Below are 23,461 nucleotides of genomic sequence, written 5' to 3' on the forward strand. Positions count from 1 at the left end.
TTACTAGTCTTGCAGATTTCTATTCAATTACTACTTAGTTTATCAGATTTTTACCATTCTTGCAAGACCTATCTCACTTCTGCTTGCCTTTAAATCGCCATTGGAAGCGAAGCTTGTCATAGAAGGGAAACTCGATAAACAGGACTCCCAAACCCACACAGAAACTAGCAAGAACATCAGATGGATAGTGAACCCCCAGATAGACTCTTGATACCAGCACACTGACTAGGTAGATCCCAAGGACGATTTGTACGATTTTTCTCCAAACCGGATCTTTAATCCGCTGACTGAGAATGACAATCAGAGTACCTACCATCAGCGTCACTGCCAGAGAATGCCCACTTGGAAAAGAAAATCCCTTCTCCTCTACCAAGTGTAAAATAGCTGGCCGTGGGCGCTGGTAGATATTTTTAAAGGTCACAATTAAGAGACCGGCTAAGGCTAGATTACCCGCCATGAAGTAGCTTTCTATCTTCCACTGCTTACGATAAAAGATAAAGGCTGCGATGGCAACCCAGGTAATGATTACTGGGATATCAATCAAATGCGTAAGCGCACGGAATAGAACTGTCAAATAATTTGGCAAGTCCCCACGAAGAGCTGTCTGAATCGGTTGATCAAAACCGACCAGCGTTTGAGGGTAAAATTTAACCATATAGCCAAGAAGGACGAAAAGTAAAAGGGCAAAACTGCCCTTCATTAAAAATGTTTGTTTATCTCTCATAATGTTTTAAGGTTGGTTTCAAGAGGACGTATAACAACCAGAATGAAACGGCAAAGATTAAACCTTCAATCAGGTTAAAAGGTAAAACCATGGTTATCAAGTAGTTAGAAAGTCCCAAAATTTTTCCAATATCAAAGTTGGCAAACTGCGCGTACAAAGGAACCGCATAGACATAGTTGAGAACCAACATAGCCGTAGTCAATCCGATGGTTCCCGCTAGAGATGCTAGTAGGAAACGAAGGGTGCTGCGTTCCTTTTTCCAAATCCAACCAAAGGCGATAACAAAAACTCCCAAAGCTATGATATTCATTGGCAAACCAATGTAGGTGTTCACTCCTTGGCTATTCAGAAGCAATTTCAAGAGTGAGCGCATCAAGAGAATGCCTAGAGCAGCTGGCAAATCCATCACCACCAAGCCCACAAGGACTGGCAAGATACTAAACTCGATCTTGAGGAAGGTTGCCGCTGGCAAGAGCGGAAAGTCAAAGTACATCAGCACAAATGAAATGGCTGATAAAATCGCAATGGTCGAAATTCGACGTGTGTTTGTCATAACAGGTTCCTCCAATTTTCTATAAAATCAGAAGAAGTTGGAAAGGATCCCTCTATCTATTCTCACTTTTTATATCCCAAAAGTTCCCTCTCGCTCTTTTGAGCAAGCGGTTGCAATTTATCTATAAACCCATCAGAACAGACAAGGCTATTCTTTCGTCTTCTCCCATCCAGACTATACTGTCGGTTGTGGAATCGCACCACATCAGCTTGCGCTCGCGGACTTCTTTAAGGGAAGGAAATAGAGATTTTTCTTTTAGACTAGGCGACAAGCTGTAGGCATAACTTTTGGTTAGGCAAAGCTTGTCAACAAAGTATAAAAGGAAAAGATCATTTCCTAGTTAAAGTCACCGCCGGTCGGGAATTTCACCCAGCCCTGAAGACCCTCTAATCATAACAAAAAACGCTTGCAAGTGCAAGCATTTTGTTTATTTCAGTTTATCTGCTTCATAGGTGTGAACAAGCTCAAGACCTGCAAAGTTCTGCTGACGAAGAGCCTCATAGACAATCATGCAGACCGTATTTGAAACATTGAGACTACGAACATGATCATCATTCATAGGAATACGGAGAGCCTTTTCGGGATGTTCGCGCATAAAATCCTCTGGTAAGCCCTTATCTTCACGCCCAAAGAGAAAATACCGATCCCCACTACTTGCCAAATCTGCTTCAGAATAGACTTTTTCTGCAAATTTCGAAATCAGGTAGACTTGCCCTTTCATCTGAGACATAAAGTCTGCCAAATTATCATAAAAATGAATCTCTAACTTATCCCAGTAATCCAAACCAGCTCGCTTCATTTTGCGGTCATCAATAGGAAAGCCCATCGGTTTGATGATGTGGAGGGGAGAATTGGTGGCAGCGCAAGTACGCGCGATGTTGCCAGTATTTTGTGGAATCTGAGGTTCAAATAAAACAATGTGATTTGTCATAATTGGCTTCCTTTTATCATTGCAAAAAAATAGCCACACTGCCCGGAGTCAAGCTCAGCAAACAGCGTGGTTAAGGCATCGTTAACTTACCTCACAACAGGTTTGAAGTAAATCAGCGAAACTACTTTCTTAGTATAACACTTTCAGAATCAATGTCAATAGAAACGACTTGATTTTTTTACTTTTTTTGATGAGAATTTCATGCTTGGTCATTCTATTTCTGAAAAGGGATAGTAAAAGAGTAAAATCACTTCAAATCAGAGATATTTTATAGAGGATAAGCATATTTATCTTCAAAAACTTGAAAAGGCTCTTTCTTCCTTCAAAAATCGGCTTGGCAAGTGCATTTTTTGCTAAAAAAGGGTATGATAGTTACATCATGAAAAAGTAGGTTTTTTATATGAAAATTGTCCTTGTTGGTGGAGGGAAAGTCGGTTCTGCCCTCTGTCGTTCACTGGTTGCAGAAAACCATGACGTTGTCCTCATCGAACAAGATGAGGCCGTCCTCAATCATATTGTCAGTCGCTTTGATATCATGGGCCTCCTTGGAAATGGTGCTGACTTTGCCATCTTGGAGCAAGCCGGCGTCCAAGAGTGTGATATCTTTATCGCTCTAACTGAATATGATGAAGTGAATATGATTTCAGCGGTACTTGCTAAAAAAATGGGCGCTAAAGAAACCATCGTTCGAGTGCGAAATCCTGAGTACTCCAATGCCTATTTTAAAGAGAAAAATATTCTTGGATTTTCACTTATCGTTAATCCAGAACTCCTAGCAGCCCGTGCCATCTCAAATATCATCGATTTCCCTAACGCCCTCTCTGTCGAACGATTTGCTGGAGGTCGGGTCAGCCTGATGGAGTTTGTTATCAAAGATTCTAGTGGTCTTTGTCAAATGCCAATCTCAGACTTCCGTAAAAAATTTGGCAACATCATTGTCTGTGCTATGGAAAGAGACCATCAACTCATGATTCCAAGTGGTGATGTTACTATCCAGGACAAGGATCGGATTTTTGTTACAGGAAATCGTGTAGATATGATGCTTTTCCACAACTATTTCAAATCACGTGCAGTGAAAAGCTTGCTTATCGTTGGAGCTGGAAAAATCGCTTATTATCTACTTGGCATTTTGAAAGACAGTCGCATCGATACCAAGGTTATCGAGATCAATCCTGAAAGAGCTCGTTTCTTTAGTGAAAAATTCCCTAATCTCTATATTGTTCAGGGAGATGGAACTGCAAAAGATATCTTACTAGAAGAAAGTGCCCCTAGCTATGATGCAGTCGCAACCTTAACTGGGGTTGATGAGGAAAACATCATCACCTCCATGTTCCTTGACCGTGTTGGCGTCCAGAAAAATATCACCAAGGTCAACCGGACTAGCCTCCTAGAAATTATCCATGCACCTGATTTTTCAAGTATCATCACACCCAAAATCATCGCAGTGGATACCATTATGCACTTTATCCGTGGTCGGGTAAACGCCCAATACTCAGACCTTCAAGCCATGCACCATCTTGCAAATGGCCAAATTGAAACCCTGCAATTCCATATCAAAGAAGCCAATAAAATGACTGCCAAGCCTCTATCACAGTTGAAATTGAAAAAAGGGGTTCTCATCGCAGCCATTATCCGAAAAGGAAAAACAATCTTCCCTACTGGAGAGGATATGCTTGAGGTGGGAGACAAGTTACTCGTGACGACCTTATTGCCAAACATCACCAAGATTTATGATTTGATTGAGAGGTAAAAAATGAATAAAAGTATGATTCGTTACCTCCTCTCAAAACTTCTCTTGATTGAGGCTGTTCTCCTTCTAGTACCTGTTGGTGTAGCAACCTATTACCAAGAATCCAGCCAAGTATTTATCGCTCTCTTTTCTACGATTGGAATTTTAGTCCTTCTCGGTGGTCTAGGAGTTTTACGGAAACCGAAAAATCAACGGATTTATGCCAAGGAAGGGGTCTTAATTGTTGCCCTCTGTTGGATTCTCTGGTCTTTCTTTGGTGGCTTACCCTTTGTCTTTTCAGGACAAATCCCAAGTATCATCGATGCCTTCTTTGAAATCAGTTCTGGTTTTACAACTACAGGAGCAACTATTCTGAACGATGTTTCCGTTCTCAGTCGCTCCCTCCTCTTCTGGCGAAGTTTTACCCACTTGATTGGAGGGATGGGGGTGCTCGTCTTTGCACTTGCCATTATGGATAATGCCAAAAATAGTCACTTAGAGGTGATGAAGGCTGAGGTTCCTGGACCTGTCTTTGGCAAGGTCGTATCCAAGCTAAAAAACACTGCCCAGATCCTCTATCTGCTTTATCTAGCTCTCTTCTCCCTTTTTGTGGTCATCTACTATCTAGCAGGCATGCCTCTCTATGATAGTTTTGTCATCGCTATGGGAACAGCAGGAACTGGGGGCTTTACCGTCTATAACGACGGAATTGCCCACTACGGTAGCTCACTCATCACCTATCTAGTTAGTATCGGTGTTCTGGTTTTTGGGGTTAACTTCAATCTCTACTACTACCTCATGCTCCGCCGAGTTAAGGCTTTCTTTGGAGATGAAGAACTGCGGGCTTATGTGATTATTGTCCTAGTGTCTACAGGCTTGATTACCCTCAACACCCTCCACCTCTACCAAGGTGTCTCTAAGAGTGTTGAAATGGCCTTCTTCCAGGTTTCCAATATCATCACGACAACAGGTTTTGGTTACGGAGATATTACCAACTGGCCTCTCTTCTCCCAGTTTATCCTCCTCTTCCTCATGGGAATCGGTGGATCGGCTGGCTCAACTGCAGGTGGTCTCAAAGTGATCAGAGGACTCATCCTCTCAAAAATTGCTAAAAATCAGATTTTGTCCATCTTATCCCCTCACCGTGTCTTGACTCTACATGTCAACAAAACTGTGATTGACAAGGATACCCAGCACAAGATTCTTAAATATTTTGCCATCTACGTGATGATTATACTCTCTCTCATCTTTATCGTCAGTCTTGATAGCAATGATTTTCTAGTCGTGATCAGTGCTGTCTTCAGCTGTTTTAACAATATCGGACCTATTCTAGGTACAACCTCTAGTTTTGCCATCTTTAGTCCCATCTCTAAAATCCTGCTCTCCTTTGCAATGATTGCAGGCCGCTTAGAGATTTACCCAATTTTACTACTCTTTATGAAACGCACTTGGTCTAAACGTTAATTACAATACAATTCCCCTTTTACAAGCTCGTAAAAGGGGATTTTTCTATTAAAAATGAGAAGACCATTTGGTCCTCTCCTAATCGGTTTATTTTTTAAGAGCTTCTTTGTATCGAGCAACTTCCGCTTGGTTAGCCCAAACATAGTGACCTGGACGAATTTCTACCATAGATGGCTTGTCTGTCTCATAGTCATGTTGCTCAGGATCGTAAACTTTCAAGACCTTCTTGCGTTCCAAGATTGGATCTGGAATCGGTACAGCAGATAGAAGCGCCTGAGTGTATGGGTGGACAGGATTGTTAAACAACTCCTCTGTCTCCGCCACTTCGACGATAACTCCCTTATAGATAACCGCGATACGGTCTGAGATAAAGCGAACAACTGACAAGTCATGCGCGATAAAGAGATAGGTCAAGCCCAACTCTTTTTGGAACTTCTTGAGCAAGTTCAAGACTTGCGCACGCACTGATACGTCCAAGGCTGAAATTGGCTCATCTGCAATAACAAAATCAGGTTCCATCACAAGGGCACGGGCAATCCCGATACGCTGACGTTGACCACCAGAAAACTCGTGTGGATAACGGGTCAAGTGTTCTTTCAAAAGTCCAACTTCATGAATCATCTTTTGAACTTTTTCTTTTCGATCTTCTTCGTCTTTGAACAAGTGGTAGTTGTAAAGACCTTCAGAGATGATATAGTCAACTGTCGCACGCTCATTCAAGCTGGCTGCAGGGTCCTGGAAAATCATCTGGATACGACGAATCAAGTCTGAGGATTCCTTGTGAGATTTTTTCCCATTAATTTTCTGGCCATCAAAGATAATCTCCCCTTTACTGGTATTATTCAAACCAATAATGGCACGACCAATGGTTGTTTTCCCACTACCAGACTCACCTACAAGAGAGAAAGTTTCTCCCTTGTTGATAAAGAAGTTAGCGTTTTTAACCGCAACAAACTTCTTACTTCCTTCACCGAAGGAAATTTCTAAATCTTTAATTTCTACTAATTTTTCAGACATTTCCTTCCTCCTAGTCTTCTAGATGAGCAAAGCCCATTTTATCACGAATCTTGTCATGCAAATCTGCAATGACTCCAGGTTTTTCAACTTTAGGAGCATTCTCATGAAGCAACCAAGTCTTAGCCCAGTGGGTATCAGTGACTGAAAACTTAGGTGCCTTCTCTTCAAAATCAATTTGCATCGCATAATCTGAACGAAGGGCAAAAGCATCACCTTTCAACTCAGTATAAAGAGACGGTGGTGTTCCTGGGATAGAGTACAATTCCCCTTTGTCATCAGCGAGCTGAGGCAAGCTAGACAAGAGACTCCAAGTATATGGATGACGTGGATCGTAGAAGACTTCCTCAACAGTACCGTACTCTACAATTTCCCCAGCATACATAACCGCTACCTTATCGGCAATACTTGCTACCACACCAAGGTCATGGGTGATAAAGATAATAGTAAAGTGGTACTCATTTTGCAAGGTTTTAAGCAAATCAATGATTTGCGCTTGAATGGTTACGTCAAGGGCCGTTGTTGGCTCGTCACAGATCAAGATATCTGGACGACACGCAAGGGCAATCGCAATAACGATACGTTGGCGCATTCCTCCAGAATATTGGAAAGGATACTCGTCAAAACGTTTTTCAGCGTCTGGAATTCCGACCTTGTTCATATAGTCGATTGCCATCTCTTTGGCTTCCTTAGCTGTTTTCCCTTGGTGTTTAACGATAACTTCTGTGATTTGGCTACCGATTGTATTGATTGGGTCCAAACTTGTCATTGGGTCCTGGAAGATGGTCGCAATTTTAGCACCACGAATCTTCTCCCATTCCTTGTTAGAAGTAAGAGCAGTCAAGTCTTGTCCACGATAGTCGATGCTTCCTTGGGCAATACGTCCATTGTCTTCTAACATCCCTGTAAAGGTTTTTGTTAAAACAGATTTACCAGAACCTGACTCACCTACCAAGGCAAGAACTTCCCCTTCAATCAGGTCTAGAGACACTCCTCGGATAGCCGTCAGAACTTTGTCACGAACGTCAAATTCCACGACAATATCACGAGCAGTCAAAATTACATTACTTTCTTTTGTCATGTCTACTCCTATCTATGTGTACGTGGATCACTAGCGTCCGCTAGGTTTTGACCAACAACGAAAAGAGATAGGGATACCAAGATTAAGGTTGTCAAGGGAATCCAGAATAAGTAAGCGTTGGTCGTAACGTTTTGTGAGTAATCTGAGATCAAACGTCCCAAACTTGGCACTGTTACAGGCAATCCCAATCCAAAGAAGGAAAGGAAGGCTTCATAAGAGATGAAGCTTGGCAACATCAAGGTCATCGTAGAAACAATAACGGATACCAATTGTGGCATGATGTTTTTAACGATGATTTTAAAGGTTGGCGTTCCAAGTGTTTGAGAAGCAAGGTTGTATTCCAAGTCACGGTAACGCATGATTTGGATACGAATCATATAAGCAATCCCAATCCAAGTTGTGACACTCATGGCAAAAATCAAATTCCAGAAACCAGCACCAATCGAGTAAGTCAAGACAATGACAATCAAGAGAGATGGAATGTTTGAAATAATGTTATAAACTTCCATCATGACGCGGTCAACGGATTTTGAAATTCCCCAAATTCCACCAACAATAACCCCAATCACAAGGTTGATAAAAGTGGCAATGACAGAAATGAGGATAGAGTTACGCGCCCCAAACCAAACCCCGTCAAACAAGGATTTACCATTGCTATCTGTACCAAACCAATGTTCAGCATTGGGCTTGATAAAACGAGCAGAGAAGTCATTGACCTTACTTACATCGTTGAAGTCAAAGTTTGAGAACATTGGGTAAATAAAGCTCATCAAGATAATGGCAACCAAAATCCCCAACATAACGACTGTTGATTTTTTCTTTAGAAACTGTCTAAATACAGAACCCCAGTATGAATAGGCAGGAGCATCAATTGTTTCAGAGGCAAAATCGTCACGTTTTACGAACTGAAATTTTTCTTTACCGATTGTTGACATTATTTGCCTCCTTTCTCTGTCAATTTAATACGTGGGTCAAGCATGGTCATCCAGATATCTCCTACAAAGAGTGAGAAGATAGAAATACATGTGAAGATGAAGACAAGACCAACAACCATTGAGTTATTTGATGCTTTTACAGAGTCAATCAACATTTTACCCATACCTGGGAAGGCGAAGACTGTTTCTGTCAATGTTGCACCACCAATAACCCCGATTACGGCACCAGGAATACCTGAAACCAAAGGAACCATGGCATTTTTAAAGATGTGTTTATTTGAAATTTCTTTTTCAGACAGTCCTTTTGCACGAGCAAAACGTACAAAGTCCTGAGATTGCAAGTCGATCATGTAACGACGGATCCAGATAGCTGTACTTGGCGCACCCAACAAACCTAGAATAACTGCTGGCAAGACATAAGAACGCCAATCCCCAGCCCCCAAGATAGGGAATGAGTCTGGCAGACCAATAGATGATCCAATCAAGCGCACGATGTAAACCAAAGCGATCGTTGGAAGGGCAAGCAAGAAGGTAAGGGCACCTGTCGAGAAGCTATCAATCCAAGTATTCTTGTGGCGAGCCATAGCAGATCCAAGAGGAATTGCGATAGCATAAGAAATAATCAAACCGATCAAACCAGCAACAGCCGAGCTTGCAATCATTGATGGATATTGATAATTGCTTTCTGTAGCTGTATATGGATCGTCTTTACCATAGTTAGCTACCTCACGCGCATCTGCTTGACTTGGTGACTTGTAGGTACGAGAGTAAATATCTACAGAGGAAGTCTTTTTACCCGTAGGGAATTGAACTTCTGATGTCTTGGTTTGTCCCTGACCCTGTGTGATAACTTGAAGCACTGGTGTGTTTGCATAAGTTGGGTAAGAGTCTCCCAAGTTAATGTTCACAAAGTTTTGGTGTACAAATGGAAATTGATTATTGAAATACAAAAGATATTTATGTTTTGTACCTGAACCAACTAATGACCAACCGATAGCAGGGTCATTTTCAAAACGAAGATAACGTTCCAAGTTTGGATTTTCAGGATCTTGAATCTTGTTTGTATGATCAATGTCGAGCAAGTTCGAGTAAAATTTGAAAACACGTTCAAAAATTGGAATTTCACGCGTAGCGTAGAATTGACCACTTTCTGAGAATACACCGAGTGTCCAACCATTACCGAGTTGGTTGATGTATTTTTCGTAGATTGCCTTATTTGTATCATTGGCATCCACTGTTACAGATGAGTCCATTGTGCTCGCTTTTTCTTGCAACTCTTTGGTATCGTAGTACTCGATATAGCCCATCCGTTCATAAACGGTATTTTCATAATTATCCCGCTTATCTGGCGTCGTTGCAATTTTGTTATAGTTGGTATCCTGCTTGAAAATCAGTTTTCGAGGAACCATCGTATAGATAATCGTGTAGGTCAAGGTTGTCACCAAGAAGATAGACACCAATGAACGCAATACACGCATAAAAATATATTTCTTCATATCGTTTCCTTTTAAAATCCCAAAAGAACCTTCTCCTCATGGAGAGAAAGTTCTCTTGAGAGTTATTTATTTAACGTGATTAGCCAATTCTTTTTGAACTTTTTCGTTTGATTCTTTTTTCTCTTTGAGCCATTTCTCACGAGCTTGTTCATAGTCAGCCTTGGTTACAACCTTGTCTTGTAACTGAATATACTTGAAGTATACATCTGAGCCCTTATCTCCAGACTGGCTGTATGATGCTGTGAATGGTACAACACGAGAAATGAATGGTGCAGCACCACTTGATGACATAGCTGGCAAGAAGAGTGAGCTATCTGTCAACCAAGCTTGAGCCGCCGCGTATTTTTCATAACGAACATTCAAATCGCTTGTTTCTTTAGCAGCTTCATCAACTAGTTTATCGTATTCTTTCAAACCAACTTGAGCCGCCGCAGCGTTATCTGCACCTTCGTAACCCATGTATGTTTTTGTTTGTTCAGCATTCGTTGTTTTCAAGATATCAAGGTAAGTTGACGGATCTTCATAGTCTGGGTTCCATGCAACTGCTCCTGAGAGATCCCAATCTTCTGCTGCTGCATTCGCCGCATAGTAGGTAATATTAGTAAACTCATCTTTAGAAACTTGTTGGATATCGATGACGACATTGCCTTCACCAAGCACTGTTTCAACGGATTGTTTGAAGGATTGAATACGTGCGATATAGTTTTTAGCTGTTTGGTCTACTGGAACATCCAAATGGATAGGGAATTTTACACCTTCTGCTTCCAATGCTGTTTTGGCTTTCGCAAATTCAGCTTTGGCTTTATCGGCGTTGAAGAGTCCATCTTGACCATCAGCAAAGTTTACGTTCTTCCATTCATCACCGTAAGTAGCCATCTTATCAGTCACCAAGTCACCGAAAGTTTTTTCGCCAGCAGAGACAAAGTCAGGTTTTACAAAGAGGTTACGAACGGCACGAGGAGCACCTTCTTTACCATTTACTTGAGCTGAGTAAGACGTACGGTCAAAGGCAAAGTTCAAGGCTTGACGGAAGTCCTTGTTAAGAAGGGCTTTCTTAGTAGAAGTCTTCTCTTCGTCAGTTGTCTTAGAAGTGTATTTGTAACCTTGGCGGTCAATATTCACACCCAAACCACCAACACCAGGTCCTGATGGGGTGTAGAAGATATTTTCCTTGTAGGTTTCTTCTACTTTAGAGTAGTTTGAACTTGTTGGGTAAAGACGGGCATAGCTATAAGCTCCACTTGTAAAGTTACGTTCAATAGACTCTTGGTCTGAACCATCATAGTAAGCAAGTGTTACTTTATCAAGATGAACATTGTCTTTATCCCAGTATTGTTCATTTTTAGCGAACTCGATAGAAGACTTAGCAGTCAAACCTTTCAGCAAGAATGGTCCATTGTAAAGCAATGATGTAGGGTCAGTCGCTTTAGCAAAGTCAGATCCTTTTGATTTTTCAAATTCTTCGTTCAATGGCCAGAAGATTGAATAAGCCATCTTAGAGTTCCAGTATGGTTCGGGTTTGTTCAAAGTATACTCAAGTGTATAATCGTCAACTGCTTTCACACCTACTGAAGAAAAGTCTTTATTGTTTCCAGCTTTATAGTCAGCTAGACCTTTAACTGAATCTTCTGCTAGATAAAGTGCTTCAGACTTGTTATCAGCTGCGTGTTTCAAGCCATTTACGAAGTCTTTAGCTGTCACTTCAGCATACTCTTCGCCATCTGATGTCATCCATTTGACACCTTTACGAATCTTGTAGGTATAAGTCAACCCATCTTTTGAGACTGACCAGTCTTCTGCAACTGCAGGAGTCAAATTCCCATATTTATCATTTGTAAAGAGACCATCGATACCATTTGAAGTGGCAATTTTGGTACTTTGTTTCCCTGAAATGAGGTAATCCAATGTTTCTGGGTCAGCTGAATAAACATAACCATAGGATTTTGGAGCTGTTGAATCAGATGATTTTGAAGAACCACAAGCAGCGAGAACGCCAGTTGCCAGCAAAGCAATCCCTGCTGTAACAAATACTCTACTTTTTTTCATGTATGTAACTCCTCTTAAAAAATTTAGGCTTATTGCCAATTATACCATAGATTTCTCAAAAAGTAAACGAATTTTCAGAATATTTAGGCGTGTAACCACAAAAAACTTTCATTTATCAAATTTTTCTATTCTTTGTTTGCTATCTATAGAATCAAAAGGGAAGTTAAGGCTCTATAAAGGCTGATTTTCAGATTTTCTCTCCCCATTTTTCCATCCAATCAGAAAGGGCAATCTTCTAAATTGGATTTTCGATTAAGAAACTATTGACGTAGAATCATTTTCAAGGTATAATATTAAACGTTGAGGCGGTATAGCCAAGTGGTAAGGCACGGCTCTGCAAAAGCTTGATCGTCGGTTCAAATCCGTCTACCGCCTTTCAGTACCTGAAATAACAGGAATTAACCGAATGAAAAGCCCGTAAATCGGGCTTTTTTGTTTTTTTCTTCGGACAAATAAGGACAACTTTGAAAATCTTTTGGGGCGAATAAAAAACAGTGACGAAAATCACTGTTTTACTCGGTTTCTTCTTCGGGTTCTATTTCGGTGATTTGAACTTTTACCTTGGTAACACGTCCATTTTTTACCTTATCATTGGTCAAGACAATCTGCTTGTTTTGACTGACCAGTTCATAACTAATTTTCTCAGTTGTTGGAATCGTACCAACACCCGTCAAATAATAACCGGCGATAGTATCCACATCATCGCTTTCTAGTTCAACGCCAAAGTAGTCGTTGAAGTCATTAAGATTCATGGTTCCCTGTGCAATATAGGTATCTTCACCGATTTGATGGACTTCGATTTCTGCTCTGTCCGTTTCGTCATCAATTTCGCCGACGATTTCCTCTAGGAGGTCTTCCAGAGTTACCAAACCAGCCATACCACCGTATTCGTCTAGTAAGATTGCCATTTGATTTTGGGTATTTCGAAGCTCTTTAAGGAGGTCATCCACAAAGATGGTCTCAGGCACAAATAGTGGCGTTTGGAGGATTCGCTTCCAGACAATATTTTCAAAGCCATCTGCATAGGCGGCGTTTAGCAAACGCTTGGTATGAATCAAACCAATCACATTGTCCTTATCCCCATCATAAACAGGGATACGTGAGAAATTTTGCTTCAAAATACTTTGGATAATCGTTTGGCTGTCATCCTGAATATCCACCATGAAGGCGTCGGTTCGGGGCACCATCAGCTCACGAGCCATCAGCTCATCTAAAGAGAAGATCCCCTGTAGCATTTCAATCTCATCTGCATCCAGTGTTTCTTCACTATTGGTGAGCATGTACTCTATTTCATCACGTGTCATCTTTTCATCAGCATCATCAAAGGTCATTGGCGTCACACGGCTCAACAAATTAGTTGAAGCAGATAACAGCCAGACAAAGGGACTTACAATCTTTCCAAGACCAATAATAATTGGTGCTGTTCGAATCGCCAAAGCATCTTTCAGATTGAGGGCAATCCGCTTAGGATAGAGTTCACCAAAAACAATGGAGATATAGGTCAAGAATGCCAAAGAGAGGAAACTTGCAATGGCGTAAGCCGTCTCTCCGCTTCCCATCCAAGATGCGATCACTTGTCCAAGGGTATCCGCCAATTTGGCCCCTGACAAGATCGTAATCAAGGTGATACCGACTTGAATCGTTGATAAAAAGTGATTAGGATTTTCAAGTACCTTTAACAAACGGATATAACGTTTGTCTCCTTCTTCTGCCTTTTGCTCTACTCGGGCACGGTTTAGTGACACCATCGCCATTTCAGTGGCTGAGAAAAAAGCATTTAACAAGGTCAAGATAAATAATAATACAAACTGTAGCAACAAATTCTGACTGCTCGGGTCTTCCATAGTCCTTCTCCTAAAATAGTATCTTGTGTTCCATTATATCACAAATTAGCGTAGGAATCACATTATTTTCTAATTTATACAATAGCTCCCTTATCAATGACGGACAAGGGAGCGATTTTTGTTCTTTTATAGATTGTCTCTAGTTTATCACCGTGACTTGACCTGTTCGGTAGTCAAGCTGGATACCCTTTTGAACATTGGGGATTAGGACATTGAATTCCAACTCGCCATCCGAAGACTTGGCTTCGATTTGTGAAGCGGATGGAACCAAATCCTCATTCGTAGCATAGTGGAGAGTTACCCTATAACGGACTCTCTTATTCTGGTCCAAGGCTTTCCTAACCAAACTCTCATAGTAGTTCTGCCCTGTCGAATCCTCAGCCTGTGCTTGGTTTGCCCAAGCTGTCTGGACTGCAATGTTCTTGGGATTGCTGGTAGAGGCATCAAAACCATCCAAACCACCTATCAAGGCATAGCCCAGCAGATGTCCTCTATCAACTGCATGTGTGTAAGCTCCCTTTAGATTCTTAACCTGATGCCATCCTGGTGGCGTCCAAGAGGTGGATCCATTTCCAGTCTCTTCACGATTCTTATACTGTCGAGTGGCTTTGGATAAGAGGGCATTGGCAACAGTTGGGACTGTCTCGTTCCCGACTGGTTTTGTTTTATTATCCGCATAGGGTTTGCTAGAAACCTTGGCATCTAGATTGGTTTTATTACCATTAACGACAAAGGCCCCTGCTCCATTCCACTCGAGCCCCCCTTTGATTTGGTTTTTGATTGACTCAGTTAAGACACTTTCAGCCAACTCCTGACTAGGAGCTTCTGAAGCTTGTTTTTTCTGACTAACTTTGGTTTTAGGCGTGTTTGATGTCAACTGCATCTGCTTGATATAATAGCTTCCAGCAGCCAAGAGTAAGAATATAAGTAACCCTATCAGAGCCTGTCTCGTTTTTTTGTTCATTTTTCTCCTTATTTCTTTAGAAAAAGACTGGTTTCCCAGTCTAATTTCCTGTAAATTTACTAATCAATTCTTGCCATTTCGCTGGAGACAAAATCGCCCATGGATCCTGTCCCTTTCCTAGAATCCCGTAGCCGATCATCAAGCCGATTCCTAAAGCGAGGAATCCCAGCAATAGTACGATAAAAATCAACAGTAAGCGACGGAGTACATAACGTATGTTTTTATTCTTCATCCTTAACCTCAATCCGCTGAATCTTCGCTCCTAGCTGAGCCAATTTCTCATGGAAACGGTAGTAACCTCTATCAAGGTGGACTAACTTACCAACAACTGTTTCTCCCTGCGCCACCAGACCTGTCAAAATCAAAGCAGCACTAGCGCGAAGGTCCGTTGATAGAACTTCTGCTCCCTGTAAAGCCTGTCCCCCAACAATGCGAGCTGTATCACGGATAATCTCCGAATGCAAGCCCATCCGACGCATTTCCTCCAGATGTTGGAAACGATTCTCAAACACCGTTTCCACCATGGTGGATTCCCCTTTTGCGACAGTCATCAAGGCTGTAAATTGAGCCTGCATATCTGTTGGGAATCCTGGGTGTGGCAAGGTTTTTACATGAACAGCCTTTAGATTTTCCAGTTGAGAACGGACACGAATACCTTCCGACTCCTCCGTCACCTCAACTCCCATTTCAAGGAGTTTGGCAATCAAGGGGCGATTATGCTCCCAGACTGCATCTCGAATGAGGACATCTCCACCTGTCATAGCTGTAGCCACCATAAAGGTTCCAGCTTCGATACGGTCCTGTACCACATTATGAGTTGTGCCATGGAGTTCCTCGACACCAGTCACTGTGATTGTTTCAGTACCAGCTCCCTTGACCTTAGCCCCCATTTCATTAAGAAGAATAGCAAGGTCAACAATTTCGGGTTCACGCGCAGCATTTTCTATCACTGTCACACCATCAGCTAGAGTTGCTGCCATCATCAGGTTTTGTGTTGCGCCGACACTAGGAAAGTCCATGTAGATATGAGCGCCATGCAGGCGTTCCGCCTTGGCTTCAATGTAACCAGCTGTCTGGCTGATCTTAGCCCCCATAGCTTCCAAACCCTTGAGGTGGAGATCGATCGGACGACTCCCGATGGTACATCCACCTGGCATGGATACCTTGGCATGGCCTACACGAGCAAGGATCGGTCCCAAGACCACGATAGATGCCCGCATCTTGCTGACATACTTATACGGAGCTTCCTCCGTGATATCTCCAGTCGCATCGACTTCGACAACATGTGCTTCCTCATCAAAGTCCACCTTGGCATTCAGACCTCGAACCACTTGATTCATGGTGAAAACATCTGACAAGATTGGAACATTCTGCAAGACTGTCTTACCCTTGCTTGCTAGAATAGTCGCTGCCAACAAAGGTAAGACGGCATTCTTTGCTCCCTCGATGATCACACTCCCGACCAGACGATTATCTCCGCCTTGAACCACAATTTTTTCCATAGTTTTTCCTTTACTTTTGATTTTATAACAGTCCTATAAGCACTTCTTGCCACAGTTGGTACAAACTGATAAAGAATGAACTCAAGATGTAGCCCATTACAATACTAAAGAAGCCTACCAACAAACGAACTTTTTTTGTGTTAGTAGCGGTCACTTTTAAAACCTTTTCCCATCTCACAAGGTCCTTCAAAAGGTAAAAACTCAAATAAATAAAGAGTATATGACTACTTAGAGTGAATAATAATTGAACCATTTGACTATTATACCATCTTATCCGCTTGCGCGCTAGTTTTCGATTTTTCTACGGATTAGGGGTTGTTTTTAAGATAATCAATCGCATCCTGCAAAGTTTTTACAGGCACGATTTTCATCTCTGTTTTGATAGTTTTAGCAGCTTCTAGGGCTGTTTCATAGTTACTTTTCGCATTGGGATCTGCTTTTTTTGCTTCCTCGGTGACTGGATTGTCAGGAGCAAAAAAGATGTTGGCTCCCTGACGAGAGGCTGCCACCACTTTTTTGTCAATTCCACCGATATCGCCAACATTTCCATCGCGATCAATGGTTCCAGTTCCCGCAACGATGCGACCATTACGAAGACCTGGATCCGCAATTTGGGTGTAGATAGCTAAACTAAACATGAGACCGGCACTTGGCCCGCCGATACCAGCTGTTGAAAAGCGAATCGGAACGTCACTGGTCACTTCCGTACGATCAATCAAACCAATCCCAATCCCGTTTTTCCCATTTTCGAGAGTGATAATTTTACCCTCCGCAGACTTGACTTTTCCGTCTTCTTCATAAGTTACCTTGACTGGATCTCCTAGTTTTTGAGAGTTGACATAATCAATCAAGTCTTTGGAACTGTCAAACGTCTTATCATTAACAGCCGTAACGGTATCCGCAATGTTCAGAATGCCTTTGAAGGTTGAATTGTCCGTCACGGTCAAGACGTAGACTCCCAGATACTTGAGCTCGATATCCTTGCCAGCCGTCTTCAAGCCTTGATACTTGGCCATATTTTGGGATGTTTGCATGTAGAACTGATTGATCCGCATAAACTCTGCATCTGTAGAGCCACCCGTTGTCTCCTGAGCGCTTCTAATATCCGTGAAAGGTGTTAACCAAGCATAGACAAGATGCGATAGGGTTGCATGTCGAATGCCGACTGTTACAAACTGGTAAGCTCCTGCTTCTGTATCTTCTGTTTCATTGACTTTTAAAACTTGACGAATATCTTCCGCTCCACCTGGAACTTCTATGTAGTAAGGTAAAGGTACTACAAAAGCTAAAAAAGTCAATACTAGTGCTAGGATGACATATAAGGGCCATCTAGTTTTTTTCTTCATGTTCTAATTCCTCCACAACACTGTTTGGGACATATTGCTGAATCTCCTGACCAAACTTCAGGAGCTCTCTCACGGCTGAAGAGCTAATATAAAGATGCTCTGGGCGACTATATAGGTAAATGGTTTCGATTTCTGGAGCCAGTTGATGATTGTAGTAGTCAAAACTAGACTCGTATTGCAAGTCTGTAGCATTCCGCAAGCCACGGACAAGAGTTTTAGCTCCCAGTCTTCTTGCAACATCGACGACTAGTTGATCATGAGAAGCCATGACCTTTACATTACCTAAATGCGCCACAGCTTTTTCGACTGCTCGTTTGCGATTTTCAACAGGGAGAAAGCCTTGTTTGTGGGGATTGTAGAACACCCCGACATAGAGCTTATCAAAGAGTCTGCTGGCACGTTCAATGATATCCAGATGTCCATTTGTCATCGGATCAAATGAACCTGTAAATAATCCAATTTTATCTGACATAGACTGTCACCTTACTAATCCCATATATTTTTTCCTTCCAGATGCCTAAGCAGGCGATTTCTTCTGGAAGTTCTACAGACTTATCGGTTTCGCAGACGACCATGATTTCTTCTGAGAAGAGATTTCTCTCTGCCATCTTTTCGATATCTGCAACGATTTGTTCCTTGGCATAGGGAGGGTCTAAAAAGACCAGGTCAAAGGGACCATTCACTTGCTCCAAGGCCCGTTCAGCCTCCATCTTTAAGAGTTGAAATTTGGAAACTTCCTTGGTCATTTGGATATTTTCAACGATGATAGCTTGTGCCTTTCGATCCCGTTCCACTAAGACAGCATGAGACATTCCACGCGAGACTGCCTCAATGGATAAACCGCCACTGCCAGCATAGAGATCCAAGACACGACCACCCTCAAAATAGGGGCCAATCATATTAAAGATAGCTCCACGAACTTTATCTGATGTCGGCCTAGTCGTCTTTCCTTCTAGCGTCTTGAGAGGACGCCCTCCATAGATTCCTGATACGATTTTCATACCGTTTATTATACCAAATTATAGGCAAAAAGAGAAAGAAAACCGAACCTTACGGTTCGATTCTCTATAAGATATTTTCATAAGTATCGCGGACTTCTTGTGGCCAAACACTGGTTTGCACTTCTCCGATGTGTTTCTTGCGAAGTAAGAACATGGCCATCCGAGACTGTCCGATACCCCCACCAATTGTTAATGGGAAAAGGCCGTTAAGCAGAGCCTTATGCCATTCCAACTCAAGACGATCTTCGTCTCCTGTAAGGGCAACTTGGCGACGAAGCGTGTCTTCATCTACCCGAATCCCCATTGAGGAAAGTTCAAAGGCACAGCCAAGAGGTTCATTCCAAACCAGGATATCCCCATTCAATCCCTTGTAGCCATTCTCAGACTCTGTTGTCCAGTCATCGTAGTCAGGTGCACGGCCGTCATGAGGTTTTCCGTCAGGCAACTCGCCACCAATACCAATCAAGAAGACTGCACCAAACTCTTTACAGATCGCATTTTCACGCTCTTTCGGTGTTAAATCTGGATAGCGTTCCACCAACTCTTCTGTATGGATGAAAGTGATTTGTTTTGGCAAGATAGATTCGATATCATAGCGGGCTTCTACTGCTAGCTCTGTCAGACGAATAGCCTTATAAATCTTCTCAACTGTTTCTTTGAGATAAGCGATATTGCGTTGTCCATTTGGAATCACTTTTTCCCAGTCCCACTGGTCTACATAAACAGAGTGGGTCGCATCCAGTGAATCTTCATCTGGCCGAAGGGCCTTCATGTGAACAAACAAACCTTCTCCTTCACCGAAACCAAAACGGGCCAAGGTGTGGCGTTTCCATTTGGCTAGTGAGTGAACGACTTCATAGGTTTCATCTGGAATCTGCAAGACCTTGACAGATACTGGATGTTCGACACCGGACAGGTTGTCCTGCATACCATCGCCGACCTTGCTCAAGATAGGTCCCTGAACTTCCACGACTTCTAGTTTATCTTTCAAATACTGGGTAAAGGTGTTTTTAACAAAAGAAATTTCTTCTTGCTGATGAATAAAGCTTTTCTTCATAACTACTCCTAAAAAATTAGTTAAAAGCATTATACACCTATTTTCAAGAAAAGGAAAGAGTAAATAAGAAAAAGTCAGTGCTCTTTAGAACACTGACTCTATAATTCTTTAATCGTTTCGACCAAAGATTCGTAAAATGCTAAGGAAGAGGTTGATAAAGTCTAGGTAGATGCTGAGCGCCATTGAGATGATCCAACCTGTCGCTACTTGTCCTCGTGACTGCTCATAAACATAGCGAATCTTTTGGTTATCCCAAGCAATCAAACCTGAAAAGACCAAGACCATGGCAATACTAATCATGTAGTCAAAGAAACCACTAGCTAAGAAAATATTCACAATCATGGCAATGATGAGACCAACAAGCGCCGCCATCAAAGCTCGTCCCATTCCACTCAAATCTTTCTTGGTGAAAATCCCGATTGCTGCCATGACAAAGAAGAGAAGGGCGCTGGATACAAAGGCTGATAAGACGGTCCCAGGTGTATAGAAGGCTACGACAAAGCTAAGTGTGAAGCCATTTAAAACAGAATAAACTAAAAATACTGGGAGAGCTGCTGGGCTATTTTTTGCAGCCATGCTACTTGCAACAAAGACTAGAGCAAGTTCTGCAAAAGTTGCAATCATCAACCAGAGACGGCCATGCATTAAAAAGTAGACCAATTGGGACTGAAAGACCGTCAACATCAAAGCTGACACGAGAGCTGACAGACCAATCCCAAGTCCCACAAAGGCATAAACCTTAGCGTAAAATTGATTGAGACCTGAACGTTCTTGAATAATTGTTTGATTCATTCTGATTCTCCTTTTCTCTATAAATATGTCTTGATTATAACAAAGTTTTTATAAATTAGCTGAAATAAAACATCAAAATACCTGCCGCAATGGCAACATTGAGACTCTCTGCTCGACCTTTCATGCCAATATGAACCAGCTGATCAGCACTCTCAGCCATGACAGAACTAATCCCCTGTCCTTCATTTCCCATGACTAAAACAAAGTTCTCTAGTGAAGAAAGCTCACGATAATCCTTTGAATCTCTCGATAAGGTCGTTGCCAGAATGGGCAAGTTGCTCTTTTTTGCCTCTTCTACAAAGGTAGAAACAGACGTCCGATAAATAGGCAAATGAAAATGACTTCCTTGCATGGAACGCAGGGTCTTGAGACTGTAGATATCCGCTGACTTGTCTGAAACAATGACTCCTGTAAAACCTGCCGCATCCGCAGTCCGAATCATGGTGCCAACATTGCCAGGATCTTGGACATCTTCTAAAAATAGAAACTTACCTTGACGGAGATCAGGCAGTCCCACTTCTTCTTTTTGGACGATTGCTACGATTCCCTGTGGTGTTTGAGAGTCTGCCAAATCCCGCAAGATTTCCTCAGAGACCCAAACCGTTTGCGGAAAAGCGACTAACTGTTCCTTATAGCTCTCCAGAGCAAAGATTTTCTCAATCGTTACTCCTGCTTGAACAGCTTCTTCAAACAAGTGCCAGCCCTCAATCAAATAGGCAGACTTTCGATATTTTTTTTGATGCAATTTCTTAGCATTTTTTACCACAGAATTGGCTTTTGAGGTTATAATAGTCATAGAAATATTATAACACAATCAAAGGGGTTTGGTATGCAAAAGGTTAGAATGATTGCCCAAGGTAGGGTGCAGGGTGTTGGTTTTCGCTGGGGTGTTTATACTCTAGCGCTTGAAATCGGTGGCATCACTGGTCGTGTCTGGAATAATGACGATGGCACAGTGGAAATTCTTGCTCAGGCAGACTCCTCTGCCACTATGGCAAAATTTATCCAAGAAATCCGTAAAGGTCCAACGCCTTTTTCAAAAGTTACCTATCTGGATGTGCAAATGAGCAACTTTTCATCCTACTCGGACTTCAAAGTCGCAAATTAGGTCTCCAGAACTATTGTATATTTTACAAAAAAACAGTAGAATAGAAAGGTATAATTTTTAAAGAAGGAATGAAAACATTGAAATCTATTAAACGTTTTACCCTCTCTGCTATGGGAGTGGCTATGCTACTCGTCTTGACAGGTTGCGTTCAGATTGATAAAGCAACAGGTAAGCCAATTGGTCCCGTTTGGGATTTCTTGGGTGCTCCGATGGGAGAAGCTATCAAGTACTTCGCTACTGATAAGGGTCTAGGCTTTGGTATCGCTATCATTATCGTAACCATTATCGTGCGCTTGATTATCTTGCCACTTGGTATCTACCAATCATGGAAGGCGACACTTCACTCTGAAAAGATGAACGCCCTCAAGCACGTCCTTGAGCCACACCAAACACGTCTCAAAGAAGCAACAACTCAGGAAGAAAAACTTGAGGCTCAACAAGCTCTCTTTGCCGCCCAAAAAGAACATGGTATCAGCATGCTAGGAGGCGTCGGATGTTTCCCTATCCTCATTCAAATGCCTTTCTTCTCTGCTATCTACTTTGCAGCCCAACATACTGAAGGGGTTGCTCAAGCAAGCTACCTAGGAATTCCTCTAGGGTCTCCAAGTATGATTTTGGTTGCCTGTGCTGGTGTCCTTTACTATCTTCAATCGCTCCTTTCACTTCACGGAGTAGAAGATGAAATGCAAAGAGAACAAATCAAGAAAATGATCTACATGAGCCCACTCATGATTGTCGTCTTCTCCCTCTTCTCACCAGCCAGTGTGACACTTTACTGGGTTGTCGGTGGTTTCATGATGATTCTCCAACAGTTTATCGTCAACTATGTCGTTCGTCCAAAACTTCGTCAAAAAGTACGTGAAGAATACAAAAAGAACCCTCCAAAAGCAAGTTCTACTGCTGGGGCAAGAAAAGATGTGACTCCTAAGCAGACTCAAGCGATCACGACCAATAAGAAAAAGAAAAACCGCAACTCTGGCAAACAACGATCTAGATAAGACTCAAAAGGCTTAGCTGAAAGGCTAGGCCTTTTTGCATCACAAAAGCCCGATGTCTCCATCAGGCTTCTTTTTTATCCATGAACACGTTTCATGTAATCTTGATAGCTTTCTGTATCCATCAATTCCTTGGCATTCTTGACACGGTCTGCTGTTGGAGGTTTGACCCCTTCGAGCGAATAAGGAATTCCAAGTTCACGCCATTTGAACTCACCCATCGTATGATAAGGTAGGATTTCAAACTTGTCAACGTTTTTGAGGGTCTTGACAAATTTGCCAAGTTCGATCAAGTCCTCATCTCTATCTGTCAAGCCTGGAACTAATACGTGGCGAATCCAAACAGGTTTTCCAATATCTGATAGGTACCGAGCACAGGCCAAGATGTTTTTATTGGTTTGGCTGGTGACAATCTTGTGTTGCTCTTCGTTGATTTCTTTGATATCCAAGAGAACCAAATCTGTCACCGCCATGAGTTTATTAAACTTTTCGAGATAACGTGGTGTGTTACGGAAAGGAAGGGCACAGGTGTCTAAGGTACAGTGAATTCCTTTTTCCTTAGCCTTGGTAAAAAAGGCAATCAAGAAATCAATCTGCAGGAGGGCTTCTCCTCCACTGACAGTGATTCCTCCCTTGTCTCCCCAGAAACCACGATAGCGAAGGGCTTCTGTCAAGACATCATCTACTGTCCGTTCGCGTGATTTATTGGTCTCCATAGCCCATGTATCAGGGTTATGGCAGTACTGGCAACGCATCTGACAGCCCTGCAAAAAGACAATAAAACGAATCCCAGGGCCATCTACCGCCCCAAAACTCTCTGTCGAATGCACCATTCCTGTCACTTGTCCATAGTCAATTGTTTCTTCAGACATATCGTCA

24 protein-coding genes, 1 tRNA gene and 1 riboswitch are annotated in these 23,461 nt (G+C 42.1%); of the genes, 5 read left to right on the top strand and 20 right to left on the bottom strand.

All coding sequences use genetic code 11. The features are described 5' to 3' along the window. Window positions 1–73: 73 nt before the first annotated feature. From HT680_RS06010 to HT680_RS06020, 3 genes are all read right to left on the bottom strand, one after another. Window positions 74–724, bottom strand: a complete 651-nt coding sequence (locus HT680_RS06010; RefSeq protein WP_173259003.1) for a phosphatase PAP2 family protein — start codon at window positions 722–724, stop codon at window positions 74–76. Continuing rightward, window positions 714–1,277 carry an ECF transporter S component gene (locus HT680_RS06015; protein ID WP_173259005.1) on the bottom strand — a complete coding sequence of 188 codons (564 nt, stop codon included), beginning with the start codon at window positions 1,275–1,277 and terminating at the stop codon, window positions 714–716. The genes HT680_RS06010 and HT680_RS06015 overlap by 11 nt, the downstream gene beginning before the upstream one ends. A 153-nt stretch (window positions 1,278–1,430) precedes the next feature. After that, window positions 1,431–1,664, bottom strand: a riboswitch (FMN riboswitch). 40 nt (window positions 1,665–1,704) lie between these two features. Next, window positions 1,705–2,208, bottom strand: coding sequence for a tRNA (cytidine(34)-2'-O)-methyltransferase (locus HT680_RS06020; protein ID WP_173259007.1), 504 nt, complete (start codon window positions 2,206–2,208; stop codon window positions 1,705–1,707). Window positions 2,209–2,608: 400 nt separating this feature from the next. On the opposite strand from HT680_RS06020, the gene trkA reads away from it, so the two are divergent. Both trkA and HT680_RS06030 read left to right on the top strand, forming a co-directional pair. Continuing rightward, the gene (gene trkA, locus HT680_RS06025) at window positions 2,609–3,958 is read left to right on the top strand and encodes a Trk system potassium transporter TrkA (RefSeq protein ID WP_173259009.1); all 1,350 of its coding nucleotides are present in this window, start codon (window positions 2,609–2,611) and stop codon (window positions 3,956–3,958) included. Window positions 3,959–3,961: 3 nt separating this feature from the next. After that, window positions 3,962–5,401 (top strand): TrkH family potassium uptake protein, encoded by a 1,440-nt coding sequence (locus tag HT680_RS06030; protein ID WP_173259011.1) that lies wholly within the window; start codon window positions 3,962–3,964, stop codon window positions 5,399–5,401. Window positions 5,402–5,488: 87 nt separating this feature from the next. Here the strand turns inward: HT680_RS06030 and HT680_RS06035 are convergent, their stop codons facing one another. From HT680_RS06035 to HT680_RS06055, 5 genes are all read right to left on the bottom strand, one after another. Continuing rightward, window positions 5,489–6,418: an ATP-binding cassette domain-containing protein gene (locus HT680_RS06035; protein ID WP_084974381.1), complete on the bottom strand. Its 930-nt coding sequence runs from the start codon at window positions 6,416–6,418 to the stop codon at window positions 5,489–5,491. A 10-nt stretch (window positions 6,419–6,428) separates the two neighbouring features. Beyond that, window positions 6,429–7,496, bottom strand: a complete 1,068-nt coding sequence (locus HT680_RS06040; protein WP_173259013.1) for an ABC transporter ATP-binding protein — start codon at window positions 7,494–7,496, stop codon at window positions 6,429–6,431. Window positions 7,497–7,504: 8 nt separating this feature from the next. Next, entirely contained in the window at window positions 7,505–8,431 is a 927-nt protein-coding gene (oppC, locus tag HT680_RS06045) for an oligopeptide ABC transporter permease OppC (protein ID WP_138100796.1), read from the bottom strand. Continuing rightward, a complete protein-coding gene (locus HT680_RS06050) occupies window positions 8,431–9,927 on the bottom strand; it encodes an ABC transporter permease (protein ID WP_093585951.1) in 1,497 nt (498 codons plus the stop codon). Before HT680_RS06050 ends, oppC begins: the two co-directional genes overlap by 1 nt. A gap of 66 nt (window positions 9,928–9,993) precedes the next feature. Beyond that, on the bottom strand, window positions 9,994–11,973 hold the full coding sequence (locus HT680_RS06055; RefSeq protein ID WP_125425129.1) for a peptide ABC transporter substrate-binding protein: 1,980 nt from the start codon (window positions 11,971–11,973) through the stop codon (window positions 9,994–9,996). Window positions 11,974–12,277: 304 nt separating this feature from the next. Here HT680_RS06055 and HT680_RS06060 point away from each other — a divergent pair. After that, window positions 12,278–12,348, top strand: a tRNA-Cys gene (locus HT680_RS06060). A 137-nt stretch (window positions 12,349–12,485) separates the two neighbouring features. Here the strand turns inward: HT680_RS06060 and HT680_RS06065 are convergent. The 11 genes from HT680_RS06065 to HT680_RS06115 form a co-directional block, all read right to left on the bottom strand. Beyond that, window positions 12,486–13,817 carry a hemolysin family protein gene (locus HT680_RS06065; RefSeq protein WP_173259015.1) on the bottom strand — a complete coding sequence of 444 codons (1,332 nt, stop codon included), beginning with the start codon at window positions 13,815–13,817 and terminating at the stop codon, window positions 12,486–12,488. Window positions 13,818–13,956: 139 nt separating this feature from the next. After that, on the bottom strand, window positions 13,957–14,781 hold the full coding sequence (locus tag HT680_RS06070) for a DNA/RNA non-specific endonuclease (protein ID WP_173259017.1): 825 nt from the start codon (window positions 14,779–14,781) through the stop codon (window positions 13,957–13,959). A gap of 40 nt (window positions 14,782–14,821) precedes the next feature. Then, window positions 14,822–15,013, bottom strand: coding sequence for a DNA-directed RNA polymerase subunit beta (locus HT680_RS06075; protein ID WP_000791880.1), 192 nt, complete (start codon window positions 15,011–15,013; stop codon window positions 14,822–14,824). Then, window positions 15,003–16,283 (bottom strand): UDP-N-acetylglucosamine 1-carboxyvinyltransferase, encoded by a 1,281-nt coding sequence (gene murA / locus HT680_RS06080; protein ID WP_173259019.1) that lies wholly within the window; start codon window positions 16,281–16,283, stop codon window positions 15,003–15,005. The genes HT680_RS06075 and murA overlap by 11 nt, the downstream gene beginning before the upstream one ends. Before the next feature lie 22 nt (window positions 16,284–16,305). Continuing rightward, on the bottom strand, window positions 16,306–16,536 hold the full coding sequence (locus HT680_RS06085) for a DUF1146 family protein (RefSeq protein ID WP_173259021.1): 231 nt from the start codon (window positions 16,534–16,536) through the stop codon (window positions 16,306–16,308). A gap of 55 nt (window positions 16,537–16,591) precedes the next feature. After that, window positions 16,592–17,629 carry a SepM family pheromone-processing serine protease gene (locus HT680_RS06090; protein WP_173259023.1) on the bottom strand — a complete coding sequence of 346 codons (1,038 nt, stop codon included), beginning with the start codon at window positions 17,627–17,629 and terminating at the stop codon, window positions 16,592–16,594. Next, window positions 17,613–18,101 (bottom strand): pantetheine-phosphate adenylyltransferase, encoded by a 489-nt coding sequence (gene coaD / locus HT680_RS06095; RefSeq protein ID WP_173259025.1) that lies wholly within the window; start codon window positions 18,099–18,101, stop codon window positions 17,613–17,615. The genes HT680_RS06090 and coaD overlap by 17 nt, the downstream gene beginning before the upstream one ends. Next, on the bottom strand, window positions 18,091–18,630 hold the full coding sequence (gene rsmD / locus HT680_RS06100) for a 16S rRNA (guanine(966)-N(2))-methyltransferase RsmD (protein ID WP_173259027.1): 540 nt from the start codon (window positions 18,628–18,630) through the stop codon (window positions 18,091–18,093). The genes coaD and rsmD overlap by 11 nt, the downstream gene beginning before the upstream one ends. Window positions 18,631–18,694: 64 nt before the next feature. Continuing rightward, window positions 18,695–19,687: an aspartate--ammonia ligase gene (gene asnA / locus HT680_RS06105; protein WP_125844528.1), complete on the bottom strand. Its 993-nt coding sequence runs from the start codon at window positions 19,685–19,687 to the stop codon at window positions 18,695–18,697. A 108-nt stretch (window positions 19,688–19,795) separates the two neighbouring features. Next, window positions 19,796–20,479 (bottom strand): Bax inhibitor-1/YccA family protein, encoded by a 684-nt coding sequence (locus HT680_RS06110; RefSeq protein ID WP_173259029.1) that lies wholly within the window; start codon window positions 20,477–20,479, stop codon window positions 19,796–19,798. A gap of 55 nt (window positions 20,480–20,534) precedes the next feature. Continuing rightward, window positions 20,535–21,275, bottom strand: a complete 741-nt coding sequence (locus HT680_RS06115; RefSeq protein ID WP_173259031.1) for an RNA methyltransferase — start codon at window positions 21,273–21,275, stop codon at window positions 20,535–20,537. Between the two features lie 33 nt (window positions 21,276–21,308). On the opposite strand from HT680_RS06115, the gene HT680_RS06120 reads away from it, so the two are divergent. Both HT680_RS06120 and yidC read left to right on the top strand, forming a co-directional pair. Beyond that, entirely contained in the window at window positions 21,309–21,587 is a 279-nt protein-coding gene (locus HT680_RS06120) for an acylphosphatase (RefSeq protein WP_001174620.1), read from the top strand. A 77-nt stretch (window positions 21,588–21,664) separates the two neighbouring features. After that, complete coding sequence (gene yidC, locus HT680_RS06125) at window positions 21,665–22,585, top strand: membrane protein insertase YidC (RefSeq protein ID WP_173259372.1); 921 nt, start codon at window positions 21,665–21,667, stop codon at window positions 22,583–22,585. A gap of 74 nt (window positions 22,586–22,659) precedes the next feature. On the opposite strand, the gene pflA is transcribed toward yidC, so the two are convergent. Next, window positions 22,660–23,454 carry a pyruvate formate-lyase-activating protein gene (pflA, locus tag HT680_RS06130; RefSeq protein ID WP_173259033.1) on the bottom strand — a complete coding sequence of 265 codons (795 nt, stop codon included), beginning with the start codon at window positions 23,452–23,454 and terminating at the stop codon, window positions 22,660–22,662. Between the last annotated feature and the right edge of the window lie 7 nt (window positions 23,455–23,461).

It is taken from the genome of Streptococcus sp. 5905 (assembly GCF_013276505.1).
Taxonomy (GTDB): Bacteria; Bacillota; Bacilli; order Lactobacillales; family Streptococcaceae; genus Streptococcus.

Bases quoted from the DNA above. Each gene is read 5' to 3' on its own strand.
- HT680_RS06010 (WP_173259003.1), bottom strand. From the start codon at position 724: ATGAGAGATAAACAAACATTTTTAATGAAGGGCAGTTTTGCCCTTTTA.
- HT680_RS06015 (WP_173259005.1), bottom strand. From the start codon at position 1,277: ATGACAAACACACGTCGAATTTCGACCATTGCGATTTTATCAGCCATT.
- HT680_RS06020 (WP_173259007.1), bottom strand. From the start codon at position 2,208: ATGACAAATCACATTGTTTTATTTGAACCTCAGATTCCACAAAATACT.
- trkA (WP_173259009.1), top strand. From the start codon at position 2,609: ATGAAAATTGTCCTTGTTGGTGGAGGGAAAGTCGGTTCTGCCCTCTGT.
- HT680_RS06030 (WP_173259011.1), top strand. From the start codon at position 3,962: ATGAATAAAAGTATGATTCGTTACCTCCTCTCAAAACTTCTCTTGATT.
- HT680_RS06035 (WP_084974381.1), bottom strand. From the start codon at position 6,418: ATGTCTGAAAAATTAGTAGAAATTAAAGATTTAGAAATTTCCTTCGGT.
- HT680_RS06040 (WP_173259013.1), bottom strand. From the start codon at position 7,496: ATGACAAAAGAAAGTAATGTAATTTTGACTGCTCGTGATATTGTCGTG.
- oppC (WP_138100796.1), bottom strand. From the start codon at position 8,431: ATGTCAACAATCGGTAAAGAAAAATTTCAGTTCGTAAAACGTGACGAT.
- HT680_RS06050 (WP_093585951.1), bottom strand. From the start codon at position 9,927: ATGAAGAAATATATTTTTATGCGTGTATTGCGTTCATTGGTGTCTATC.
- HT680_RS06055 (WP_125425129.1), bottom strand. From the start codon at position 11,973: ATGAAAAAAAGTAGAGTATTTGTTACAGCAGGGATTGCTTTGCTGGCA.
- HT680_RS06065 (WP_173259015.1), bottom strand. From the start codon at position 13,817: ATGGAAGACCCGAGCAGTCAGAATTTGTTGCTACAGTTTGTATTATTA.
- HT680_RS06070 (WP_173259017.1), bottom strand. From the start codon at position 14,781: ATGAACAAAAAAACGAGACAGGCTCTGATAGGGTTACTTATATTCTTA.
- HT680_RS06075 (WP_000791880.1), bottom strand. From the start codon at position 15,013: ATGAAGAATAAAAACATACGTTATGTACTCCGTCGCTTACTGTTGATT.
- murA (WP_173259019.1), bottom strand. From the start codon at position 16,283: ATGGAAAAAATTGTGGTTCAAGGCGGAGATAATCGTCTGGTCGGGAGT.
- HT680_RS06085 (WP_173259021.1), bottom strand. From the start codon at position 16,536: ATGGTTCAATTATTATTCACTCTAAGTAGTCATATACTCTTTATTTAT.
- HT680_RS06090 (WP_173259023.1), bottom strand. From the start codon at position 17,629: ATGAAGAAAAAAACTAGATGGCCCTTATATGTCATCCTAGCACTAGTA.
- coaD (WP_173259025.1), bottom strand. From the start codon at position 18,101: ATGTCAGATAAAATTGGATTATTTACAGGTTCATTTGATCCGATGACA.
- rsmD (WP_173259027.1), bottom strand. From the start codon at position 18,630: ATGAAAATCGTATCAGGAATCTATGGAGGGCGTCCTCTCAAGACGCTA.
- asnA (WP_125844528.1), bottom strand. From the start codon at position 19,687: ATGAAGAAAAGCTTTATTCATCAGCAAGAAGAAATTTCTTTTGTTAAA.
- HT680_RS06110 (WP_173259029.1), bottom strand. From the start codon at position 20,479: ATGAATCAAACAATTATTCAAGAACGTTCAGGTCTCAATCAATTTTAC.
- HT680_RS06115 (WP_173259031.1), bottom strand. From the start codon at position 21,275: ATGACTATTATAACCTCAAAAGCCAATTCTGTGGTAAAAAATGCTAAG.
- HT680_RS06120 (WP_001174620.1), top strand. From the start codon at position 21,309: ATGCAAAAGGTTAGAATGATTGCCCAAGGTAGGGTGCAGGGTGTTGGT.
- pflA (WP_173259033.1), bottom strand. From the start codon at position 23,454: ATGTCTGAAGAAACAATTGACTATGGACAAGTGACAGGAATGGTGCAT.